At 29.0% G+C, this 19695-nt stretch carries 18 protein-coding genes; 4 read left to right on the top strand and 14 right to left on the bottom strand.

The features are described from left to right. Positions 1-305 precede the first annotated feature (305 nt). Together udk and T483_RS0108195 are read right to left on the bottom strand one after the other, a co-directional pair. Positions 306-926 carry a uridine kinase gene (udk, locus tag T483_RS0108200; RefSeq protein WP_026886418.1) on the bottom strand — a complete coding sequence of 207 codons (621 nt, stop codon included), beginning with the start codon at positions 924-926 and terminating at the stop codon, positions 306-308. A 176-nt stretch (positions 927-1102) separates the two neighbouring features. Then, positions 1103-1915 (bottom strand): hypothetical protein, encoded by an 813-nt coding sequence (locus tag T483_RS0108195; protein ID WP_026886417.1) that lies wholly within the window; start codon positions 1913-1915, stop codon positions 1103-1105. A 344-nt stretch (positions 1916-2259) separates the two neighbouring features. Here T483_RS0108195 and T483_RS0108190 point away from each other — a divergent pair, with 344 nt between their 5' ends. Next, positions 2260-2739, top strand: a complete 480-nt coding sequence (locus T483_RS0108190; protein WP_026886416.1) for a CarD family transcriptional regulator — start codon at positions 2260-2262, stop codon at positions 2737-2739. Positions 2740-2975: 236 nt separating this feature from the next. After that, complete coding sequence (locus T483_RS31555) at positions 2976-3128, top strand: hypothetical protein (RefSeq protein WP_196244857.1); 153 nt, start codon at positions 2976-2978, stop codon at positions 3126-3128. 108 nt (positions 3129-3236) lie between these two features. On the opposite strand, the gene T483_RS0108180 is transcribed toward T483_RS31555, so the two are convergent. From T483_RS0108180 to T483_RS0108150, 7 genes are all read right to left on the bottom strand, one after another. Further along, on the bottom strand, positions 3237-3392 hold the full coding sequence (locus tag T483_RS0108180; RefSeq protein WP_026886415.1) for a zinc-ribbon domain-containing protein: 156 nt from the start codon (positions 3390-3392) through the stop codon (positions 3237-3239). A 161-nt stretch (positions 3393-3553) separates the two neighbouring features. Then, entirely contained in the window at positions 3554-5173 is a 1620-nt protein-coding gene (locus T483_RS0108175) for a hypothetical protein (protein ID WP_026886414.1), read from the bottom strand. A 502-nt stretch (positions 5174-5675) separates the two neighbouring features. After that, a complete protein-coding gene (locus T483_RS0108170; protein ID WP_026886413.1) occupies positions 5676-7517 on the bottom strand; it encodes an ATP-binding protein in 1842 nt (613 codons plus the stop codon). Positions 7518-7598: 81 nt separating this feature from the next. After that, entirely contained in the window at positions 7599-8945 is a 1347-nt protein-coding gene (locus T483_RS0108165) for an FIST signal transduction protein (protein WP_026886412.1), read from the bottom strand. A gap of 264 nt (positions 8946-9209) precedes the next feature. After that, positions 9210-10505, bottom strand: a complete 1296-nt coding sequence (locus tag T483_RS0108160) for a homoserine dehydrogenase (RefSeq protein ID WP_026886411.1) — start codon at positions 10503-10505, stop codon at positions 9210-9212. Positions 10506-10711: 206 nt separating this feature from the next. Continuing rightward, entirely contained in the window at positions 10712-11317 is a 606-nt protein-coding gene (locus T483_RS0108155; RefSeq protein WP_026886410.1) for a DUF975 family protein, read from the bottom strand. A 157-nt stretch (positions 11318-11474) separates the two neighbouring features. Beyond that, positions 11475-12170, bottom strand: a complete 696-nt coding sequence (locus tag T483_RS0108150) for a DUF554 domain-containing protein (RefSeq protein WP_026886409.1) — start codon at positions 12168-12170, stop codon at positions 11475-11477. Between the two features lie 318 nt (positions 12171-12488). Here T483_RS0108150 and rpsD point away from each other — a divergent pair, with 318 nt between their 5' ends. Together rpsD and T483_RS0108140 are read left to right on the top strand one after the other, a co-directional pair. Next, on the top strand, positions 12489-13085 hold the full coding sequence (rpsD, locus tag T483_RS0108145) for a 30S ribosomal protein S4 (RefSeq protein ID WP_026886408.1): 597 nt from the start codon (positions 12489-12491) through the stop codon (positions 13083-13085). Positions 13086-13154: 69 nt separating this feature from the next. Further along, a complete protein-coding gene (locus T483_RS0108140) occupies positions 13155-13862 on the top strand; it encodes a hypothetical protein (RefSeq protein ID WP_026886407.1) in 708 nt (235 codons plus the stop codon). A 134-nt stretch (positions 13863-13996) separates the two neighbouring features. Here the strand turns inward: T483_RS0108140 and aspS are convergent, their stop codons facing one another. From aspS to dtd, 5 genes are read right to left on the bottom strand one after another with little or no spacing between them, the layout of a single operon-like run. Further along, positions 13997-15796 carry an aspartate--tRNA ligase gene (aspS, locus tag T483_RS0108135; RefSeq protein WP_026886406.1) on the bottom strand — a complete coding sequence of 600 codons (1800 nt, stop codon included), beginning with the start codon at positions 15794-15796 and terminating at the stop codon, positions 13997-13999. 31 nt (positions 15797-15827) lie between these two features. Continuing rightward, positions 15828-17081 carry a histidine--tRNA ligase gene (gene hisS, locus T483_RS0108130; RefSeq protein WP_026886405.1) on the bottom strand — a complete coding sequence of 418 codons (1254 nt, stop codon included), beginning with the start codon at positions 17079-17081 and terminating at the stop codon, positions 15828-15830. A gap of 59 nt (positions 17082-17140) precedes the next feature. Beyond that, the gene (locus T483_RS0108125) at positions 17141-18568 is read right to left on the bottom strand and encodes a coproporphyrinogen III oxidase (RefSeq protein WP_026886404.1); all 1428 of its coding nucleotides are present in this window, start codon (positions 18566-18568) and stop codon (positions 17141-17143) included. Between the two features lie 45 nt (positions 18569-18613). Continuing rightward, positions 18614-19210 (bottom strand): MBL fold metallo-hydrolase, encoded by a 597-nt coding sequence (locus T483_RS0108120; protein WP_026886403.1) that lies wholly within the window; start codon positions 19208-19210, stop codon positions 18614-18616. Positions 19211-19222: 12 nt separating this feature from the next. Next, positions 19223-19672: a D-aminoacyl-tRNA deacylase gene (gene dtd, locus T483_RS0108115; protein WP_026886402.1), complete on the bottom strand. Its 450-nt coding sequence runs from the start codon at positions 19670-19672 to the stop codon at positions 19223-19225. Between the last annotated feature and the right edge of the window lie 23 nt (positions 19673-19695).

Here is a 19695-nt window from a genome sequence, read left to right as displayed (position 1 = left end):
TAACATTTTATTTTGATTTTTCCAAATATCTTAAACACATCTCTTTTCTACCATTTGCGTTTACACTGTTATATAGAAAATAAAAAACCACTAGGTCACTCAATGCTATAAACACTAGTAAACATAATCTATGAGGAGTTTCCTATTAATCTCTATACTATATAATTTCTACCTAATTAACTCTCGAAAATGATTACTATCTAAGATCAATATGTATTTTAGTAGCAACTAATAAGTGTCTTTTTAAATTTATCTAAATTTAAAAAGACACTCTTTATTTTATATTACTTAAAAATTATGTATCATTATTCTTTATATATAAAATTCCTTACTCTTTCTAAGAGCATGCTTAAAGCAACTGCATTACAGCCACCCTCGGGAATTATTATGTCTGCCCTTCTCTTGCTCGGATCAACAAATTCCTCATGCATAGGCTTCACTGTACTTAAATATTGATTAATTACAGAATCTAAATCTCTTCCTCTTTCCTTTACATCTCTTAGCAATCTTCTTATTATTCTAACATCACCAGCTGTATCTACAAAAACCTTAATATCCATTAGGTCACAAAGCTCCTCATTTTCAAATATTAATATGCCTTCAACTATTACAACTTTAGCCGGCTTAACTTCAACTGTTTCGTTTAATCTTGTATGTTCAACGAAAGAATATACCGGATGATATATCGTATTCCCCTCTTTTAATTGTCTAAGCTGCTCTATTAATAGATCTGTATCGAAAGAATTTGGATGATCGTAGTTAAGTTTTCTTCTTTCTTCCAAAGGAATCCCTTCATTCGCCTTATAATAGTAATCATGGCAAAGAATTACTATATCATCACTAAAGGCTTCCCTTATATTTTGGGCCAACGTAGTTTTACCTGATCCACTTCCTCCAGCTATGCCTATTATCATTATATCTTGCATTTTTTCCTCCATAAGTAATCTAATTTAATTATACTTATAATTAATTTTAATAAATACACATTACTATACCTATTAGATTTTATTACAAAATAAAAAAAAAGACAACTCCTATTAACTGTAGCACCAAATCATATATTACAGCCAGTAGAAGTTTACCTCATGATGAAGGCAGCACATTACAGCACATTTTTTTGTAGTGATGATGACTTTTTATACAAATATACTGTAAGATTTTTATTTTCTTTATTAACATTTTTTAGAACAACGGCATTTTCATTGCTCGTTTCAGTATCTTTATCATCAAAAAATTCAATTGCTTTATTAACTTTCTTAATCTCTCCATCCCCATTTTTATAAAGCACAGAAAATTTATCATTTAAACTTTTATAATAGTTATTTGTTATCTTACCTTTGTATTGGTTTCCACTGTATATTTCACAATTCATATCGCTATCATTTTCAAAGAAAGTAATTTCATTATTATCTATCGTAAGTTTTTCTTTGCTATCTGCTTTTGTTTTATCGTGGAAAGTTATATTCCTTAAAGCAAATTCAATATTTGTTACTAACGCTTCATACTTATCCAACATACTTGCCAATTGATTATATTCAACAATATTCTCTCCATATTTAACTTTAAAATCATTTAACATATCGTCTACTTTACCTTTATTATATATCCCTTTAAAAGATAGGTCCTTCGCTATTTCATTTACTATATTATTTATGCTTTTATATTTTATAAACTGCAACATTCTAATAATAAAAAACATGGATAATATACAACAAGGTACTGATATTATTGGAAAATCGATTAACAAAGCTCCAAGAAATATTAAAAGCATAAAGTTCCTACTTGCATCTTTATATACTTCAATCCCTTCCAACAATACAGGATTATAAGCTAAAATCTTGTCAGCAAGTAAATTCTTATTTTTTCGTTTTATCTTTCTTTCACTTTTTATAACTTTTTTATTATGCACCCCCACGCCAGCAACCCCCTCTTTTCTGTAATCATTTCCTTAATTTTACATCACATATTATTTATTATCAAGCTGTTGTTTTGCTTATATTTCTATAATTTTTTACATTTTTTACATATATTCTATTTTTTGTATTGTTTTTACTTATCACATTTTCTTTAAATATGTATTTTTTACACTTAATTGTCATATAAATTTTAATGTAATATAGTTATCAAGGAATTATTATATTACATTCCAAAAAACCCAAAATATTATTGACATGAAATATTAGATATGATATATTTAAGTTTTATTTTTTTTCATAATGTGTTATAATTATAATATAACCATTTAAGGAGGTGTGTTTTTTGTTTTTGATAGGAGATAAAGTTGTTTATCCAATGCAAGGCATAGGCACTGTTGAAAGAATAGAAAATAAGATTTTTTCAGGTAATACTAAGGAATACATAATAGTAAAGATCATGTCAAATAATTTAGAAATTATGATTCCAAGTGATAAAGCATCTGGCTCAAGTTTACGAAAAGTTTCTGATAACTCTACCTTAGATCATATATTATTCACTCTTGAAAACAAGTGTAGTGAATTCGAACTTGTGTCATCTAAAGAAAGATATCAAATTAATTCTAAAAAAATTAAATCTGGATTACTTAAAGATAGTGCAGAAGTAGTTTATGATCTAATTCTTATGAATAAGAAAAAATCACTTAGTTCAAGTGAAAAACAATTATTTAATACTGCTTATAAATTTCTAGTTGAAGAAGTTTCAGTTATAAAAAATATTAGTGAAGTAGAAGCTACAAGCTTTTTAAATTTGAACCTTAATTAAAAACTTTTATTTACATTTGCTATTATAAAATAATTTATATACTGAAAATAAATTTGAATAAACCTGCTAAATAATATATTAATTATGCCTATATTATTTAGCAGGTTTATTTCTTTTCTATTTAATTAATAATACAACTAATTATTACTATTATTTTTTCTATAACTAGCGAATAATATTGTGCCGCTTAGCAAAAAATTAGTATGTAAATTTATTGTTTAAGGGAGGTTTTTATTATGCCAAAAGATAGTCAGCCTGATAACAAACATGCTAGAATGGAAAAATGCAACAATCAGACTCCTATAACTCAAGAGAATATGAATCACAATCCAAACAGAAAAAGACATTCAGTTAAAAGAGAAGGAGTCCAAAACGACCACATAAATTAGTGTATATTCTCAATTACTGATATCCTATACATCAAAATATTAATTATATGAATATATAATAAAAAGCTATAAGAATAATATCTTATAGCTTATCTCTGCAAACAGAAACTATCTTCTGTTATTTTGTTGCTTTCTAGCTCTTCTACAATCTCCACATCTTACAGGATCATTTTCAAATCCTTTTTCTTTGTAGAATTCTTGTTCTCCAACTGTGAATATAAATTCTTTTCCACAATCTTTACATACTAATGTTTTATCTTCCATTTTCAATTCCTCCAAATTTAAAGACTTAGTTAAATAATACTTTCTCATAAGGAGAAATTTTAATATAATTAAATCTTTGATATATTTTTTATTCCTTTTGGGAACTATCTTAGTATATCATAGCTCCCTTTTAATTGCAATACTTAATTTTAATTTTTTTCTTATTGTTCCTTTTTCTGTTTCCCGATAGCACCCAATGAAAGATTATTAAATGAATTAGTTATAATGTATCTATTATCTCCAACTTTAATAAATTTCATTTCTACTGAATCATTAACCTGCGTTAATGCTACTTCTCTAGACGTTTCCGTTGAAACAGAGAAAATATTTTCATTGTTTTTCAACTTAATATCATAAATACTCGTGCCTTCTTTAATAACTAAGCCTATTCTCTCTACTTCTCCTTTTATAACTTCTTCTTGGTTTCCGCTTTCGAGAGATATATTTGTATTAGTTAATCCCTCTAAATATTTATTTAGAGTAGCTTGAAGAGTATCCCCAACACCTACAGTGTTATAATTTTTTACATTTACCATGGCATATTGCTTAACTAAGCCATTAGAATCTTTTAATGTCATGAAATATGTCGGCTCATTTTGTATGTTTATTAAATATGGGAAAGTGGCTTTGTACCCATACTGCTGTACCTTTCCTTCAGCCGATCTCATGCTTGCGTCTTCTGTAGCACCAGCAGTTTTATACATTTTAGTTTCTCCCGTTCTTGTGTTTGTCAACATAAATCCTACAAGTGATTCATCACTTCCTACTGAGGTTATACCTGTATAATAATAACATACGCCCTTATTATATATAATATTCATACCATCTGTTGTCGTCTTAAGCTTATCTTTATCTGTAAAATTCAGAACACCATGAACTAATTCTCCCCACTTGTTAATATATCTATTAATGTATTTCATAGGCTGTATTCTGTCTACCCACTCTGGCAAATTATCAATATTATAAATAGTTGATTCACCTGTTTGAGCATCCATTACTAAAGCCCCTGTAGCCTTCTCTTCTGTAATCCCAACTCCAGTATCATATCTTGTAATTACCCAATATGGTCTGCCGCTATCATCTAATTCAAAAGTATAATCTGTGTGCCCTGCTTTCATATCTCTAAAATAAGTTGCTCTATTTAAGTCACTAAGAAAATATGCAGAATTTAAATATTTAAGCCTAATATCTTTTCCATCAATTTGCGTAACCAATTCTACATCATTTTGATTTGTAGCACTTACCTTAATATATCCTATTGTCCCCTCTCTATTACTCATCCACTTAAGAAATGACGAATGCTCAAGAGGTCCAACATAACACAGTTGACCATTTACGCTTTGTAATGTTAATTGGCCGACACTTACTTGACTCCCAAGGCTCGTAATTTCCCCTAGTTTTTTATCAGCAAGCTTGTATGCAAGTTCTTTATCAATAGTCGGCAATTGGTTGATATCAATATACTCTATTTGACTAGAAAAATCCATTTCTTCTATATTTCCTATTAAATTTCTATGAGCATTATAACTAATTAATGGACTGTATACAATAATTGCAGCAATATATATTAATGCAACTACAGCTGCTGTAACTATATATTTTTTATTTCTGATTAGCACGCCATATACTAGTGTACATATCACAAATATTCCCGTTATTGTCAATGCATTAAGACTTAAATCTAAAACCATAGAACTATTTAAAACTAAAATTAGACCTATAATTAAATATGAACTTAATAATATCTTTAAATACCTAATTAAATTTCTATTATTACCCATCACTTTTCCTCCACATTGTATTTTATTTCTTTTGCTTAAATTATAGCATAAAGAATAGAATTAAAAAGCCTCTGTATTTATGAAGCTATATAAATACAGAGGCCCATATATTATTAAAAGGCAATATTTCTAAATAATATAGCATATACAGTGTGGAAACTATATTACTTGAACACTTAGATATGCAATCGCAAATTATTCCTCACATTCTAGAAACATTCCTTTTGGGGGCAAATACTTTAAATTCTTATTTTTAAACTGCCTATAACAAGCAAAAAGAGAGAAATAAAGACTCCATTAATTGTTTGAAACCTCATTATCTCTAACCTATTAAATACATTAATATAGTAACAAATATCAAGTTCATATTCAACATTTGTTTAAAACTCTTAAAAAAAGTAAGTAAAAATATGCTTTCACTATATTATCTTAATTTTTTTCCACAAATACTTCTATTATAAAAGAAGTATTTTATAAGCAATCTATATTTAAATTTATTATTTTAATTATATATATCTGAAAATTCTATATTAATTTTTTCAATAGAATCTCCACCTATAGAGTTACAAAACGAATACTCTTCTTCTACATTTTTTACTAATTTACATGGAATACAGATATCAAATTCAGTACCATAGTTTATTTCACTCTTTACGGATATCATTCCACCGTGCAGCTCAACCAAGCACTTTACAAGAGAAAGTCCGATGCCACTTCCTTCATGATCTCTGGCAAGGGATTTGTCTACTTGTATAAATCTTTCAAATATCGAATTTAATTTATCTTGTGGAATACCTCTTCCTGTATCTTTGATTTTTATACAAATTTTCTCATAACAATCTTCAATACTAACAGTTATTTTCCCACCATTTGAAGTAAATTTTACAGCATTTGATAGTATATTTAAAATAATTCTTTCAATCTTTTCTGGATCACAGGCCATAATTTTCTCTTCCACATTTGTATCAAATATAAGTGATAAGCCTTTGTCCTGAATATAATCAGCTACTGATAAAGTTATATTCTCTACAAGAGCAATAATATCAATATTATATTCATTGATATTAAAATAACCTGAGTCAATTTTTGTTATATCTATAATATTATTTACAAGTCTTAAAATGCGATAGCAGTTCTGTTTCATTATTTTAGTATATTTATATTTATCAATACTTTTATTTTCCAATAAACAATCTTTTAATATAAGTTCATGCATTTGCAATGCTGAAAAAATTACATTAATTGGTGTTCTTAATTCATGAGATATATTTGAAAAAAATTCTGTTCTTATTCTATCATATTCCTTGATCTCATATAACTTTTTTCTTTCTTCTTCAACACTCTTTTGCAATTCTTCCATATGCTTCTTTTCCGTCACATCTACGGCTACTTTCATGAACAATCTATGTCCATCCTCTAATTCACCAATATATGCCGAATAAAAATTGCAAATTTTTATGCTTCCATCATATGTTCTTATAGGAAACTCACCATTATTTTGTCTTTTTTCAGAATTAAATAATTTGTTTATATTTATACTACTCAATTCTTCCTTAAATGCCTCTGAAATATTTGCCCATTCCAAAATCGTTGGAATATCTACAATCTTATATCCAGTAATATCACTCCATGATCTATTAATCTTTTTTACAAGCCCATCTTCCGTATATAGCATTATAGGTACTGGCGCCTCTTCTATCGAATGCCTCAAATGTCTCTCGCTTTCCTTTAGTGCCTCTTCTGTTCTCGTTCTTTCGTTCATTTCTTCTTCTAATATAATATTAAATTCCTTTAGTTCAGAAGTTATATCTTCCAATTGATTATCCTTTTCAATTACTTCATTAACTAAATCGCTATTTCTTTTTAATAGCACCCTATTCCAATCCTTTAATTCAGTATATGTTGTCTCGTAATTGTCCTTATGAATTTTTATCTTATGTTCCATAAATTTAATTTTTAAATTCATCTCAATTCTATTTATAACTTCCTCATATTCAAGCGGAGTGCTTAAATAATCATTTCCTCCAACAATATATATTTTATTTCGATCAATAGCTTCTTCACCTGTGTTTATAAAAATAATTGGAATTTCTATTAAATCCTCCTCTTTTCTTATAATTTCACATAATTCATAACCATTGATATCTCCCAAATTTATATTTATTAATATTATATCAGGTATATTTTCCTTTATTGATTTTATAACCGATTCACTTTTTTTTACATTTTTTACATTCATATATCCTCTATAATTAAGAAATTTTATTAGTATCTTTGAATCTTCAAAGTACTCATGAACAATAAGAATATTAGCTTTATAAAAAAAATTCTCTAAATTCTTCATTACTTATAGCCTCGTTTCAAAAACATTTTAATATTCCACGAAAGATTATATATTTAAATTTCCTATTTAGTTTCTCTTAATCTATTTTCTTGTCTTTAAATTAAAAATTAGCATTGTAGATGTATCATTTGTATGACCTATATACTGTTCTCCATAAGCAGAAAATCCTATAGTAGGAATATCATTAAATATTTTAGCATATTCGTCCGACAAGCTTTTCTTTTTCAATTCCAGTGTTCTATGTATACATTGAAAATTTATAATACCATCAATTTTTCCTAATTCACTTACTTTATTTTCAATTGACCTTCTTGTATCATCAATTATATTCGTAGCTTTTAAAAGTTTAACTTCCATTCCTTCAAGTATATTGCAATAAAACATCATACTTGTCCCTATCGCTCTTTGCGGTGATCTTATAAAGAAATCATTTTCCTCAATCATCAATCCTAATGGGTTACTCATAAAATATTTTGAAATTTCTTTAATATTGTCAGCTTTCACAGCATCTGCATATTCTAACGCAGCGGGTCTATTATTAAATTCAATCACTTGCCTTTTTTCTTCGTCGACTTTATTTGCAACGAAGCTATAATCCAAAGATTCGAAACTTTGCGTTTTTATAAAACTAAACTCAGCATCATCGCTTATCTTTAGTAAAATTAAAGCTACTGAATCTGTAGAAGTATGCCCATTAACCGAAACATATGTCTCTAAAAATTCGTTGTTATCACCAGCTGAACCACCGATAAAGAACACATTAGTCCTATTACCTATTAGGTCCATTATTTTTTCCTCTTTCATACTTAATCCATCTATTAATGTTATACCAACAAACTTTTCTGCGCTCATATTATACAAACTTTCTTTATAGTATTCTTCAAAGGAAGTAAAAGCAGGTTCTAAGTTTAAATTTTTCTTTATATTTTCAACCAATTCAACTTTTATATCAGAAATAATATTAGAGTTAATAGCCATTGCAACAATAGAATTCTCTAATATTTCTCCACTTGCAAGTTCTCCTGCTGTAGAACACCCAACAACAATACACTCCTTAAATGCTTCTTGCATAAGTAAACTTATCTTTTGTTGATTATAATTAGAAGCCACAAAAAATATTACTAACTTTATATCATTAATATTTAATTGACTTTTTATATCCTTTACTGCATCCTCTTCCATTATTTTAGTTGAGAATGAAGATTTTATATTTTTTTCAATATTATCTAAATTTTTTACATTTAATTGTCTAGCAATATCGAAAAGTTTATTAATTATCGTTATATCATCTGGAGAATCTATATCAAATTTATTTGGATTAATTCCCTTTAGGATTAATTTAGCTATAGTCATTTCCGTAATAGCAGGATTTCCTTTTGATCTTTGTTGAATAATCTCATCAATCATCTTCTTTATTTTTCCAGGCAAAAATGACCATCCCTTTCTTTCCACTAAATAAGTAATTTACTATTTATTATGACTCATATATTGTCCAATTTTTCAAATATACAGTAATTATAACATATTTTTTCTATATTTTACTTAATTTTCGTATCATATTTTTTGAACTTTTTCTAAAAAACTTTTAATCAAAACAAAACACCGCTTATTACATGTAATAAGCGGCATTAATCATTATTAAAATACTATATATTGTTTTTATATAAATAAATTGCATGTTTAACATGTAATTTATTTAAAATCTTCTATCCTTATTATGTTATCTATTTTGTAAACAGATTTCAAGCTGGTAATTTTTTCAACTGCACCATTAATTTGAGACTCAGTAGTTTTATGAGTAACCAACACGATGGTTACCTGACCATCTTCTTCATCGCCTTTCTGTATTACAGATCTTATACTTACATTATGTTTTCCAAGTATTGCAGTAATTTCTCCAAGAACTCCTGATTCATCTAAAACAGTTGCCCTAATATAAAATTTACTTTCAACTGAACCCATATCTAAAATTTCTCTTTCCCATAGGTTATTCTTAACTACTGAATTCGGATTTTCTGTTTCGACATTATTTCTTACAATAGAAACAATATCACTTACTACTGCGCTTCCTGTTGGAAGATCTCCTGCGCCTCTTCCGTAAAACATTAAATCTCCTACTGCATTTCCTCTTATAAATACAGCATTGTATGAATCATAAACATTCGAAAGCGGATGTTTCTTCGGAATCATTGTAGGGTGAACTCTAAGTTCAACTTTGCCGTTAGTTTCTTTTGCAATAGCAAGTAATTTAATTCCCATTTTAAATTCCTTAGCATATTTCATATCAACAGCTTCAATTTTAGTAATTCCTTCTCTATATACATTTTTCACATCTATCTTTGATCCAAAAGCTAATGAAGCGAGTATTGCTAATTTATATTGTGCATCATATCCTTCAATATCTGATGTAGGATCAGCTTCAGCATATCCTTTTTCTTGTGCTTCCTTTAATATATCATCGAAATCAGCATCTTCAAGTTCCATCTTGCTTAGAATGTAATTAGTTGTGCCATTTACTATCCCATAAAGAGTTTCTATTTTATTCGCAGTTAAGCTTTCATCTATTCCCTTTATAATTGGAATTCCCCCAGCCACACTAGCTTCGTAACTAAACATAATTCCGTTTTCATCTGCTTTTTCAAAAAGTTCATCTCCACCAGTTGCCAGTAACATTTTATTTGCAGTTACTATATGCTTTTTGTTTTCCATGCATCTTAGCATATACTCTCGTGCTGGTTCCATTCCACCCATAACTTCAACAACAATCTTAATACTACTATCTTCTAATATCTCATTAAAATCAGTTGTTACAAGTTCATCTGATATTTCAATTCCTCTTGGTTTATTTTTATCTCTAACAAGAACTTTTGCTACTTCTACTTCATATCCACATCTTTTCATAATCTCTTCTTTGTTAGAGTTTAAAATCATCCAAACACCACGACCAACATTCCCCAATCCTAGCAGTGCTATTTTTACTTTTTTCATCTTGTGCCCCCCTTAAGTTACGCTATTATAAATAATAGTATACGTATTTATTATAATTCTTATATTAATTTTTGGCTATATTTTTTTGCCTAATATTTTGCACATCAAATAAAAAGTCACACTCTTATAACTTTATTATTCAAAAGTGATTTTCAAATTTAAAGAACTATTTTATTACAGTATTTAACTATAATCCAACTAATAAGTTACTTCTTTATTTCTAAATAAAAATTGGCAAGAGTTACTTGTCGATATGGATATATCCACAATAATCCTATTCCAAAAGTTAAAATTGATATAATCCCCCATCCAACAAAACTTAATTCAAGAAGCAACAAGCGAATCTTGTATCCCCTCATGATTGATACACTTTGCTTTAAACATTCCATAATAGACTTATTATTATCTTCACATAATATGAAGAATGCTTGCGAAAACATAAGCGCAACTATAATTCCGGGAATTACCATACACAATGTTGCGATAGTCATACTTATATTAATTAATATCCATAATCCTAATGTCTTAAAGTAAATATTAACTCCTACAAATAAATCATTGAACTTTTCCTTATTATTGTTAGATGCTAAATTTAATACAAATTTGCATGTCCCTAATGTAGCCATCCCACCTAAAAAAGCGCTCACACATTCACCAATAATAGGAAGAATACCTCCATCTGGTTGAAGAAGCTGCATAACAACATAAAATACACTTATTATTACCAGACTTACAAATAAAGTTGTTATAGCTAGTCCCCATTTTCCTTTCAATTGTTTTTTTGACTTCCTCTTTAGCTCTGATATCTTCATTCTAAATCCTCCAATTAACAATTGTGACAATATTATATTTTATATTTTACTCATAAACCAACTTCCTATTCAGTTAAAATCTAATTTGTAATTTCTACCCTATTAATAATTAAATTTTCTTAAGAAATCTATTATATTTTATTACACTCCAGTCAGCTTATCTAAAAAAACCAAATATAATTGGTAAAAATATTCCCGGTAATAAATTTGCGACTTTAATTTTACTTATTCCAAGCATATTGAAACCAAGTCCTACAATTAAGAGACTTCCGACTGCTGACATATTAGAAATTACATTATCAGTAAGTATTGTTGAAAGTCCTCCTGCAAGTAGAGTTATGCTTCCTTGATATATAAAAATTGCAATTGATGATAACATTACACCTATCCCAAGGGACGATGCAAATATTATTGATGACACTCCATCTAATATTGATTTAGCAAAAAGAGTTGAGTTATTTCCTTGTAGCCCACTTTCAAGAGATCCCACTACTGCCATTGCTCCAACGCAAAATAGTAAACTAGATGTAACAAATCCTTCTGATATGGATATTTTATCATTAGAATTATTTTTTCTTCTACCATTTATTTTTCCCTCAATCATATTTCCCAAATCATTTAATTTTCTATCAATATCTATGATTTCTCCTATGAGTGCACCTAGTGCAATACAAATTATTATTTGCAGTGTATCTTTGCCTTTGAGAGCTCCAGATATACCTATGTATAATACGCATAAAGCTAAACCATTCATTATTGTATTGCTAATTTTCTCAGTTAATCTGCCTTTTACTATTAGCCCAATTAAGCATCCTCCTATTATTGCTAACGAATTAACTATTGTTCCTAACATTTTTTCTCCCCCAAACTTTTTACCATTTTATTTTCCGCTTAATTATAACATATCCGACTCATTATCCCTACTTTACGATTTGTAAAGGATAAATTTAATTTCATAAATTTAGCTAATTAAACTCAATTACCAAAAAATACAACGTGTCAAATAATTTATCTTGTACAAACTAATTTATGAAATCATTCATATAGATTTCTAAATAATATTATTCCGCTGGAATAATAACATTAAGACGATTGTTATTCATATATTATATGTGTTATATTACTTTAGATTGACTTTTAACAAAGCGAGACCTTATAGGAGATGATAATTATGGCAAGAATGAGAGAACCTAGATTCAAGTTATGTAGGCGCTTAGGATTAAACGTTAGTGGACATCCCAAAGCTATGAAAAGAGCCAACAATGGTAGTGCTAGAAACGCAAAAAAACTTTCAGCTTATGGCCTTCAATTACTTGAAAAACAAAGACTTAGAGCATACTATGGTGTGATGGAAAAACAGTTTGCCTCCTATGTACGAAAAGCGTTAAAAGATAAAGAACCTACTGGTTATGCTTTAATAAAAAAGTTAGAACGTAGATTAGATAACTTAGTTTACAGAATCGGCTTTTCGTCTTCTATTGCACAAGCTCGACAGATGGTAGTTCACGGGCATATTTTAGTTAATGGTAAAAAGGTAGATATTCCTTCTTTTGAAGTAAATATAGATGATATAATTTCTTTAAAAGAAAAGTCCAGAAATAATGAGTTATTTAGGGATACTTTTTTATCTAATACTCTTAATACCTATCCGTATCTAGTAAAGGATCAAGATAATTTTTCAGGAACTCTTATAAGATATCCTTTAAGAGAAGAAGTTCCTATTGAAATCAATGATTCATTAATTGTAGAATTTTATTCTAAACTCTAACATAATTAATCATAAATTTAAAATGTATTTTTAAATTATTATGATAACATCGAGAGGAGGAATTTATCATTGGAATTTAATATAAAACAAAATACTCTTGAAAACAGACCTTATAGAAACTTTTCTTTTTGGGAAGAAAAAATTCTAAATGAAGAAAATTTATGGGAAGGTTATTTTGATAATAAGGAGATAATTAACACATCAAAAATAATTTATACTGGGATTTTTGACCTTGAAAAAAATATTCTCCAATGCGGTTGGGCTGTTTATCCTTGCGGTTATAGTCTATTAGGCTTTTTGCAACATGTATTCTTGCCAACATCTTTTTTTACTTGGTTTGATCGTAAATCTGATGGTTTCTTTATACCAGTATCAGATTTTGATACTGCTGTTAACGAAACTTTAAAATATAATGACTCAAATGTAGATTTAAATTCTTTAAATTCAATAAAAAATTCATACGATTTCTTAAATAGTCTTTGGGATTGTGATTCTGAGTTATTAAGCCGGGAATTGAAATCTTTTTCTCAAAAGTTTAATGCTACTTGGAATAATGATCCTAATCAAAAGCTATTTATAGAAATTTTTGATAACCCATGTGATATCTTTGATTTTATAAAAGATTCTGTATCCTGGGAATCAAAAGAATTCATAGAAGAGGATATTTCTATGAGTTTAGATGCTCTAAAATTTGCCTGCGATAATGCAATTGAGGAACCACTATTAAGTAAGAGACTTATTGATATATTAAATACTAATGCGCCAATACTCTTCTAACTAATAAACAATTATAACTTCAAACAATATAATCAAAAGTCCAATCTATCTAAACTAATCCTATATAATAATATAAACTAAAATAAAGACTCTTATACTTAATTCGTATAAGAGTCTTTTATAATTAATTAATTCTATTCTTCATCATTTTTTTCTTCTTTTGATAATATTCCTATGCCAAGTTCAGTTAATTGCTTTTCATCAACTATATTTGGCGCTTCACTTAAGTAGCAGTATGCATTTTGATTTTTAGGGAATGCAATAACATCCTTTATGTTTTCTGTTCCTGCTAAGAACATTATCATTCTATCGAGTCCAAATGCTAAACCGCCGTGTGGTGGTGGTCCAAACTTAAATGCTTGTAATAGGTATCCAAATCTTTCATGAACTGTCTCTTCTGTAAGTCCAAGTGCCCTAAACATTCTTTCTTGAAGAGCTGTATCATGAATTCTTATAGATCCTCCGCCTAGCTCTTCCCCATTTAATACTAAATCATAAGCTTTAGAACGTACATTTCCCGGATCTGATTCAATAAACTCTAAGTCTTCATCCATTGGTGCTGTAAATGGATGGTGACAAGCTTTGTATCTTTCTTCTTCTTCACTATATTCAAATAGTGGGAATTCAGTAATCCATGTGAAATTAAATTCCTTCTTATCTTTAATTAAATCAAATTGCTTAGCAAGTTCTAATCTTAACGCACCTAAACTTTGGAATACCACTGAATTTTTATCTGCTACTATAAGTATAGCATCTCCAGTTTCAGCATTCATAGTTTTTACTATAGAATTCGTTACATCATCAGTTAAGAACTTAGCTATTGATGATTTAACACCATCTTCTTTAATTTGAATCCAAGCAAGACCTTTAGCCTTGTAAGTCTTAACAAACTCTCCTAATTTATCTAAAGGCTTTCTTCCAAGGTCTGCTCCACCTTTTAAACATAAAGCTCTAACAGATCCACCAGCTTCTATTGCTGATTTAAATACAACAAAATCTAAATCCTTAACATCTTCTGTTATATTAGTTATTTCCATTCCAAATCTTAAATCTGGTTTATCAGATCCGTATTTTTCCATAGCATCTTTAAATGTCATTCTTTTTATTGGAAGCTGAACATCTACACCTGCTACCTTTTTAAATACATGAGCAATTAACCCTTCGTTTACTGCCATTATATCTTCTTGTTCTACAAAACTTAATTCCATATCAACTTGAGTAAATTCTGGTTGTCTATTCGCTCTTAGGTCTTCATCTCTAAAGCATTTAGCTATTTGATAATATCTATCAAATCCAGATACCATTAATAACTGCTTAAATATTTGTGGTGACTGTGGAAGCGCATAAAACATTCCAGGATAATTTCTTGAAGGTACTAAGTAATCTCTAGCTCCCTCTGGAGAACTCTTTGATAAAATAGGAGTTTCTACATCTAAGAAGTTATTTTCTTCTAAATAATCACGTATAGCCTTTGTAGTTTTACTTCTAATCTCAAATATTTTGTGCATATCAGGTCTTCTTAAGTCTAAATATCTATATTTTAATCTGATATTTTCTGCAGCGTCTAAATCTTCTTTTATATATATTGGTGGAGTTTCTGATTCTGAAAGTATCTTTATAGATTCACATTTTAATTCAACAAAACCAGTTGGCATATTTTCATTAACGCTTTCTCTTTTAACAACTTCCCCTGTTACTGCTAAGCAGTATTCAGATCTTACTCCTTTTGCCTTTTCAAAAGCTTCTGCATTAATTTCCTCACCAAATACAACTTGCATTATACCTGTTTTATCTCTTAAATCAATAAATTCAAGTGCTCCAAGCTTTCTGTTTCTTTGAACCCATCCCATTAATGTTATTTTTTTGCCTACATGTTCTTCTCTAGGTTCACCGCACATCATTGTACGTTTTAATCCATTTAAAGATTCACCCATTACTAAAATCCTCCCTTAGTTTAACTTATTCTTATTTAACTATTTTAGCTATTTCCATCAAGTCTTCTAATGAAACTTCAAAAATCTCACCATCGCTCATTCTTTTCAAATTAACTTTTCTATTTGTTAATTCATCTTCACCTAAAATAGTAGTAAATGCTGCTCCTAATTTGTTTGCATACTTCATTTCAGCTTTCACGCTTCTACCCATGTGATTTATCTCACACTTCACACCTAAAGCCCTTAAATCACTAGCCAGCTTAAAAGCATACTTACTTTCTGCTTCTCCTCTAGCACCAATATATAAATCAAATAAATTTTCTTTAGGTATTTCTATATTTTCTTTTTCTAAAGTCATAATTAATCTTTCAACACCCATACCAAATCCAACTGCTGGCATATCTGGTCCACCAAGTTCTTCTATAAGCTTATCATACCTTCCTCCTCCACATACAGTAAAATCAGAAGTTAAAATTTCAAATATAGTTTTTGTGTAATAGTCTAATCCCCTTACGATGCCTGGATCTATTGTATATGGAAGTCCTAAGATATCTAAATATTCTTTAACTTTATTAAAATGTGTACTACACTCTTCACAAACATAGTCCAATATTATCGGCGCATTTTTAGTAATTTCATGACATTTCTTCTCTTTGCAATCCAATATTCTCATAGGATTTTTTTCAAATCTATCTTTACAAGTATCGCAAAGTCCATCATAATTATCAGCTAAAAATTTCTTAAGCGCTTCATTATATTTAGGTCTACAACTTGGGCAGCCTAAATTATTTATATTTAAACTTAAACTTTTTAATCCTAATTCCTTTAATGTATCCATAGCGACTGCTATAACTTCTGCATCCATTGAAGCTGCATTTGAACCAAACACCTCTAATCCACATTGATGAAATTGTCTAAGTCTTCCTTTTTGGACATTTTCATATCTAAACGCTGGTGTAATATAGTATAATTTTGTTGGCTGAGCTTCGTTAAATAATCTGTTTTCCACAAACGCTCTTACTGCTGATGCAGTTCCTTCTGGTTTCAATGTTATACTTCTATTTCCCTTGTCATTGAAAGTATACATTTCTTTCTGAACTATATCTGTTGTATCTCCAACACTTCTTAAAAATAATTCTGTGTGTTCGAACATTGGAGTTCTAATTTCTCTAATTCCATATGTTTTAGCAACCTTTCTAAAGGCACTTTCTATATAATGCCACTTATAGGCATCTTCAGGTAACATATCCTTGGTACCTTTTGGTGCTTGCATTTCAATCGCCATTGATCTTTTCCTCCTATTTGACTAAACAAATTTACAATATTCTAATTTATTACAGTTAATTATGTATACAATGTATCAAGCAACGCTTTCTTTTTCTCAATCATTTCATCAATTCTAGATACATATTCATGAAGATCCTTTAAGTTTGGAAATCTCTCAAGTCTATCTTCCTCTAAAAATATCACTTTACTTACAGCTGCTGCTCCTAGTGCAATTACTGTTTGTTTTTCCTCAATCATTTGAATATTGTATATACATTCTTTGCCTTCTTTAGCATAACCTAAATTCTCCATATTTCCAACCATATTTTTTTGCCTATACATATAATATGGTGAAATACCTAAATTTTCTGCCAGATTCCTACTTTCTTCATACATTTTTATAATTTCATCTTGGGACGTAATTTGTATTCCTTTTTTTAAGATAAATTCTTCATACATCCTAGATCCTCTTTTAAGCGCTAGACCATGAACTGTAATGCTATCAGGTTTTAGCTTCATTAACTCATTCTTAGTATGAATAACATCTTCATGAGTCTCACCTGGAAGTCCTATTATTATATCCATATTAATATCATCAAATCCAAGTTCTCTTGCCATTTTAAATTTTTCTTTTATATCTGCTGAAGAATGAGTTCTACCAATTAGATTTAAAGTTTTATCATTCATTGTTTGGGGATTAATACTTATTCTATCTACTCCATAGTCTTTCATTGTCTGAAGTTTATTTCTAGTCAGCGTATCTGGTCTTCCGCATTCAACCGTAAACTCTTTTATATTATCATCCTTAATAAAACAATTATAAATTTCTTTCATAATTATGTTGAACTCTTCATCACTTACTGATGTTGGAGTACCTCCACCAAAATATACTGATTCGATATTAAGTTTTCTTTCCTTCACATATGAACTCATACCTTTTATCTCTTTAATAAGTGCCTCTATATATGGCGTTACCATCTTTTTATGAACACCTATAGGGTTCGAAGTGAATGAGCAATATAAACATTTTGTTGGGCAAAATGCCATGCCTATATATATAGCTATAGTATTTTTATCCTTATTAACTATTTTCTTCTCAGCTTTTGCCACATCTATACAAAGTCTCGCTTTATCCTCATGAGCCAAGTATTTTTCTTTAAATATTTCTACCACTTCATCTTCAGTATTGCCTTCTTCAAGCAATTTTAATGCTATTTTAGATGGCCTGATTCCAATTAATATTCCCCAAGGATAAATGTCATGAGTTACATTTCTCAAGCACAGAAAAAGAAATCTTCTAAGAGAATTTTTAATATCTTCTCCTAAAGATTCTTCTACATAATAATTATTATATTCAAACCTTAAGGTTTTCTCATCAATATAAACAATATAATCTGCATCTTCTGCACCCACAAATTTAATTTCTCTCATTGAGAAATATACATTAAATAATTGGTATACTTCGTATCTAAATTTAAAATCATTTAAACTAACTTTAACTTCCATCGTTTCTCCCCTTAAAAATGTGCAAATTCATGCATATTTTTATTTTTATAAGAATGGATTATTCCTTTTTTCATATCCTATTGTAGATGCTGGCCCGTGCCCTGGATAAACTTTAATATTATCGCCCAAAGGTAATAGCTTTTCTTTTATGCTTTTTATAAGCTGTGCTCCATTCCCTCCTGGAAAATCACTTCTTCCAACAGATCCTTGGAAAAGAGTATCTCCTGTAAATAGTTCATCATTTACTAGGAAACATATACCGCCTGCTGTGTGCCCAGCTGTCTCTATAACTTTTATTATATTATTACCTAAGGATACTGTATCTCCTTCTTTTAAATATTTTGAAGCTTTAGGTAGTGAACCAAATACAAACTCATCATTTTTCATATATTGTTCTTCATTTTCATTTATAAAAAATGGAATATTGAGTTTATTCATTAATTCAATAACTGCTCCCACATGATCCATATGTCCATGTGTCAAAAGAATAAATTTAGGTTTTCCATCTAATTTACTAATCTCTTTTTCTATCAAATTCGGCTGCCCGCCTGGATCTATAATTGCAAGTTCCTTGGTGCCTTCATCCATTATCAAATAACAATTTTCTTCATACATTCCCGCTATTAATGTTTTTATAATCAATTTGAATTCCTCCTAAAAATTTCTCTTACTATCTAATAATATGGTAACAGGCCCATCATTATTAATTTTAACCTTCATGTCTGCTCCAAATTCTCCACATTCAACTTTTAAGTTTGATGTCTTAAGAAGATCTAAGAATTCTTCATATAGCTTTTTAGCCTCTTCTCCACCTTGTGCGTCCATGAAATTTGGCCTTCTTCCTTTTCTACAATCACCATACAATGTAAACTGAGATATCACAAGTATTTCACCTTTAATATCCAATAGTGACAAATTCATTTTATCATTTTCATCATGAAACACTCTCAAATTGATAATCTTATCTTTTATATATTTTAGGTCTTCAAAAGTATCATCCTTAGATATTCCTATTAATACATTAAAGCCTACACCTATTTCACCAATTATATCTCCATCAACACAAACGCTAGATGAGCTCACTCTTTGTACAACTGCTCTCATGTTATCTCACCTTTCTGATATAT

Source organism: Clostridium beijerinckii HUN142, from assembly GCF_000621745.1.
Lineage (GTDB): Bacteria > Bacillota > Clostridia > Clostridiales > Clostridiaceae > Clostridium > Clostridium beijerinckii_A.
This window is presented reverse-complemented; position numbering and strand designations above follow the sequence as displayed.

Coding starts and splice junctions, on each gene's coding strand:
- T483_RS0108180 (WP_026886415.1), bottom strand. CDS start 3,392: ATGGAAGATAAAACATTAGTATGTAAAGATTGTGGAAAAGAATTTATA.
- T483_RS0108160 (WP_026886411.1), bottom strand. CDS start 10,505: ATGAAAAAAGTAAAAATAGCACTGCTAGGATTGGGGAATGTTGGTCGT.
- T483_RS0108150 (WP_026886409.1), bottom strand. CDS start 12,170: ATGTTAGGAACAATAGTTAATTCGTTAGCAATAATAGGAGGATGCTTA.
- T483_RS0108170 (WP_026886413.1), bottom strand. CDS start 7,517: ATGAAGAATTTAGAGAATTTTTTTTATAAAGCTAATATTCTTATTGTT.
- T483_RS0108175 (WP_026886414.1), bottom strand. CDS start 5,173: ATGGGTAATAATAGAAATTTAATTAGGTATTTAAAGATATTATTAAGT.
- rpsD (WP_026886408.1), top strand. CDS start 12,489: ATGGCAAGAATGAGAGAACCTAGATTCAAGTTATGTAGGCGCTTAGGA.
- T483_RS0108125 (WP_026886404.1), bottom strand. CDS start 18,568: ATGGAAGTTAAAGTTAGTTTAAATGATTTTAAATTTAGATACGAAGTA.
- udk (WP_026886418.1), bottom strand. CDS start 926: ATGCAAGATATAATGATAATAGGCATAGCTGGAGGAAGTGGATCAGGT.
- dtd (WP_026886402.1), bottom strand. CDS start 19,672: ATGAGAGCAGTTGTACAAAGAGTGAGCTCATCTAGCGTTTGTGTTGAT.
- T483_RS31555 (WP_196244857.1), top strand. CDS start 2,976: ATGCCAAAAGATAGTCAGCCTGATAACAAACATGCTAGAATGGAAAAA.
- T483_RS0108155 (WP_026886410.1), bottom strand. CDS start 11,317: ATGAAGATATCAGAGCTAAAGAGGAAGTCAAAAAAACAATTGAAAGGA.
- aspS (WP_026886406.1), bottom strand. CDS start 15,796: ATGGGTGAATCTTTAAATGGATTAAAACGTACAATGATGTGCGGTGAA.
- hisS (WP_026886405.1), bottom strand. CDS start 17,081: ATGGCGATTGAAATGCAAGCACCAAAAGGTACCAAGGATATGTTACCT.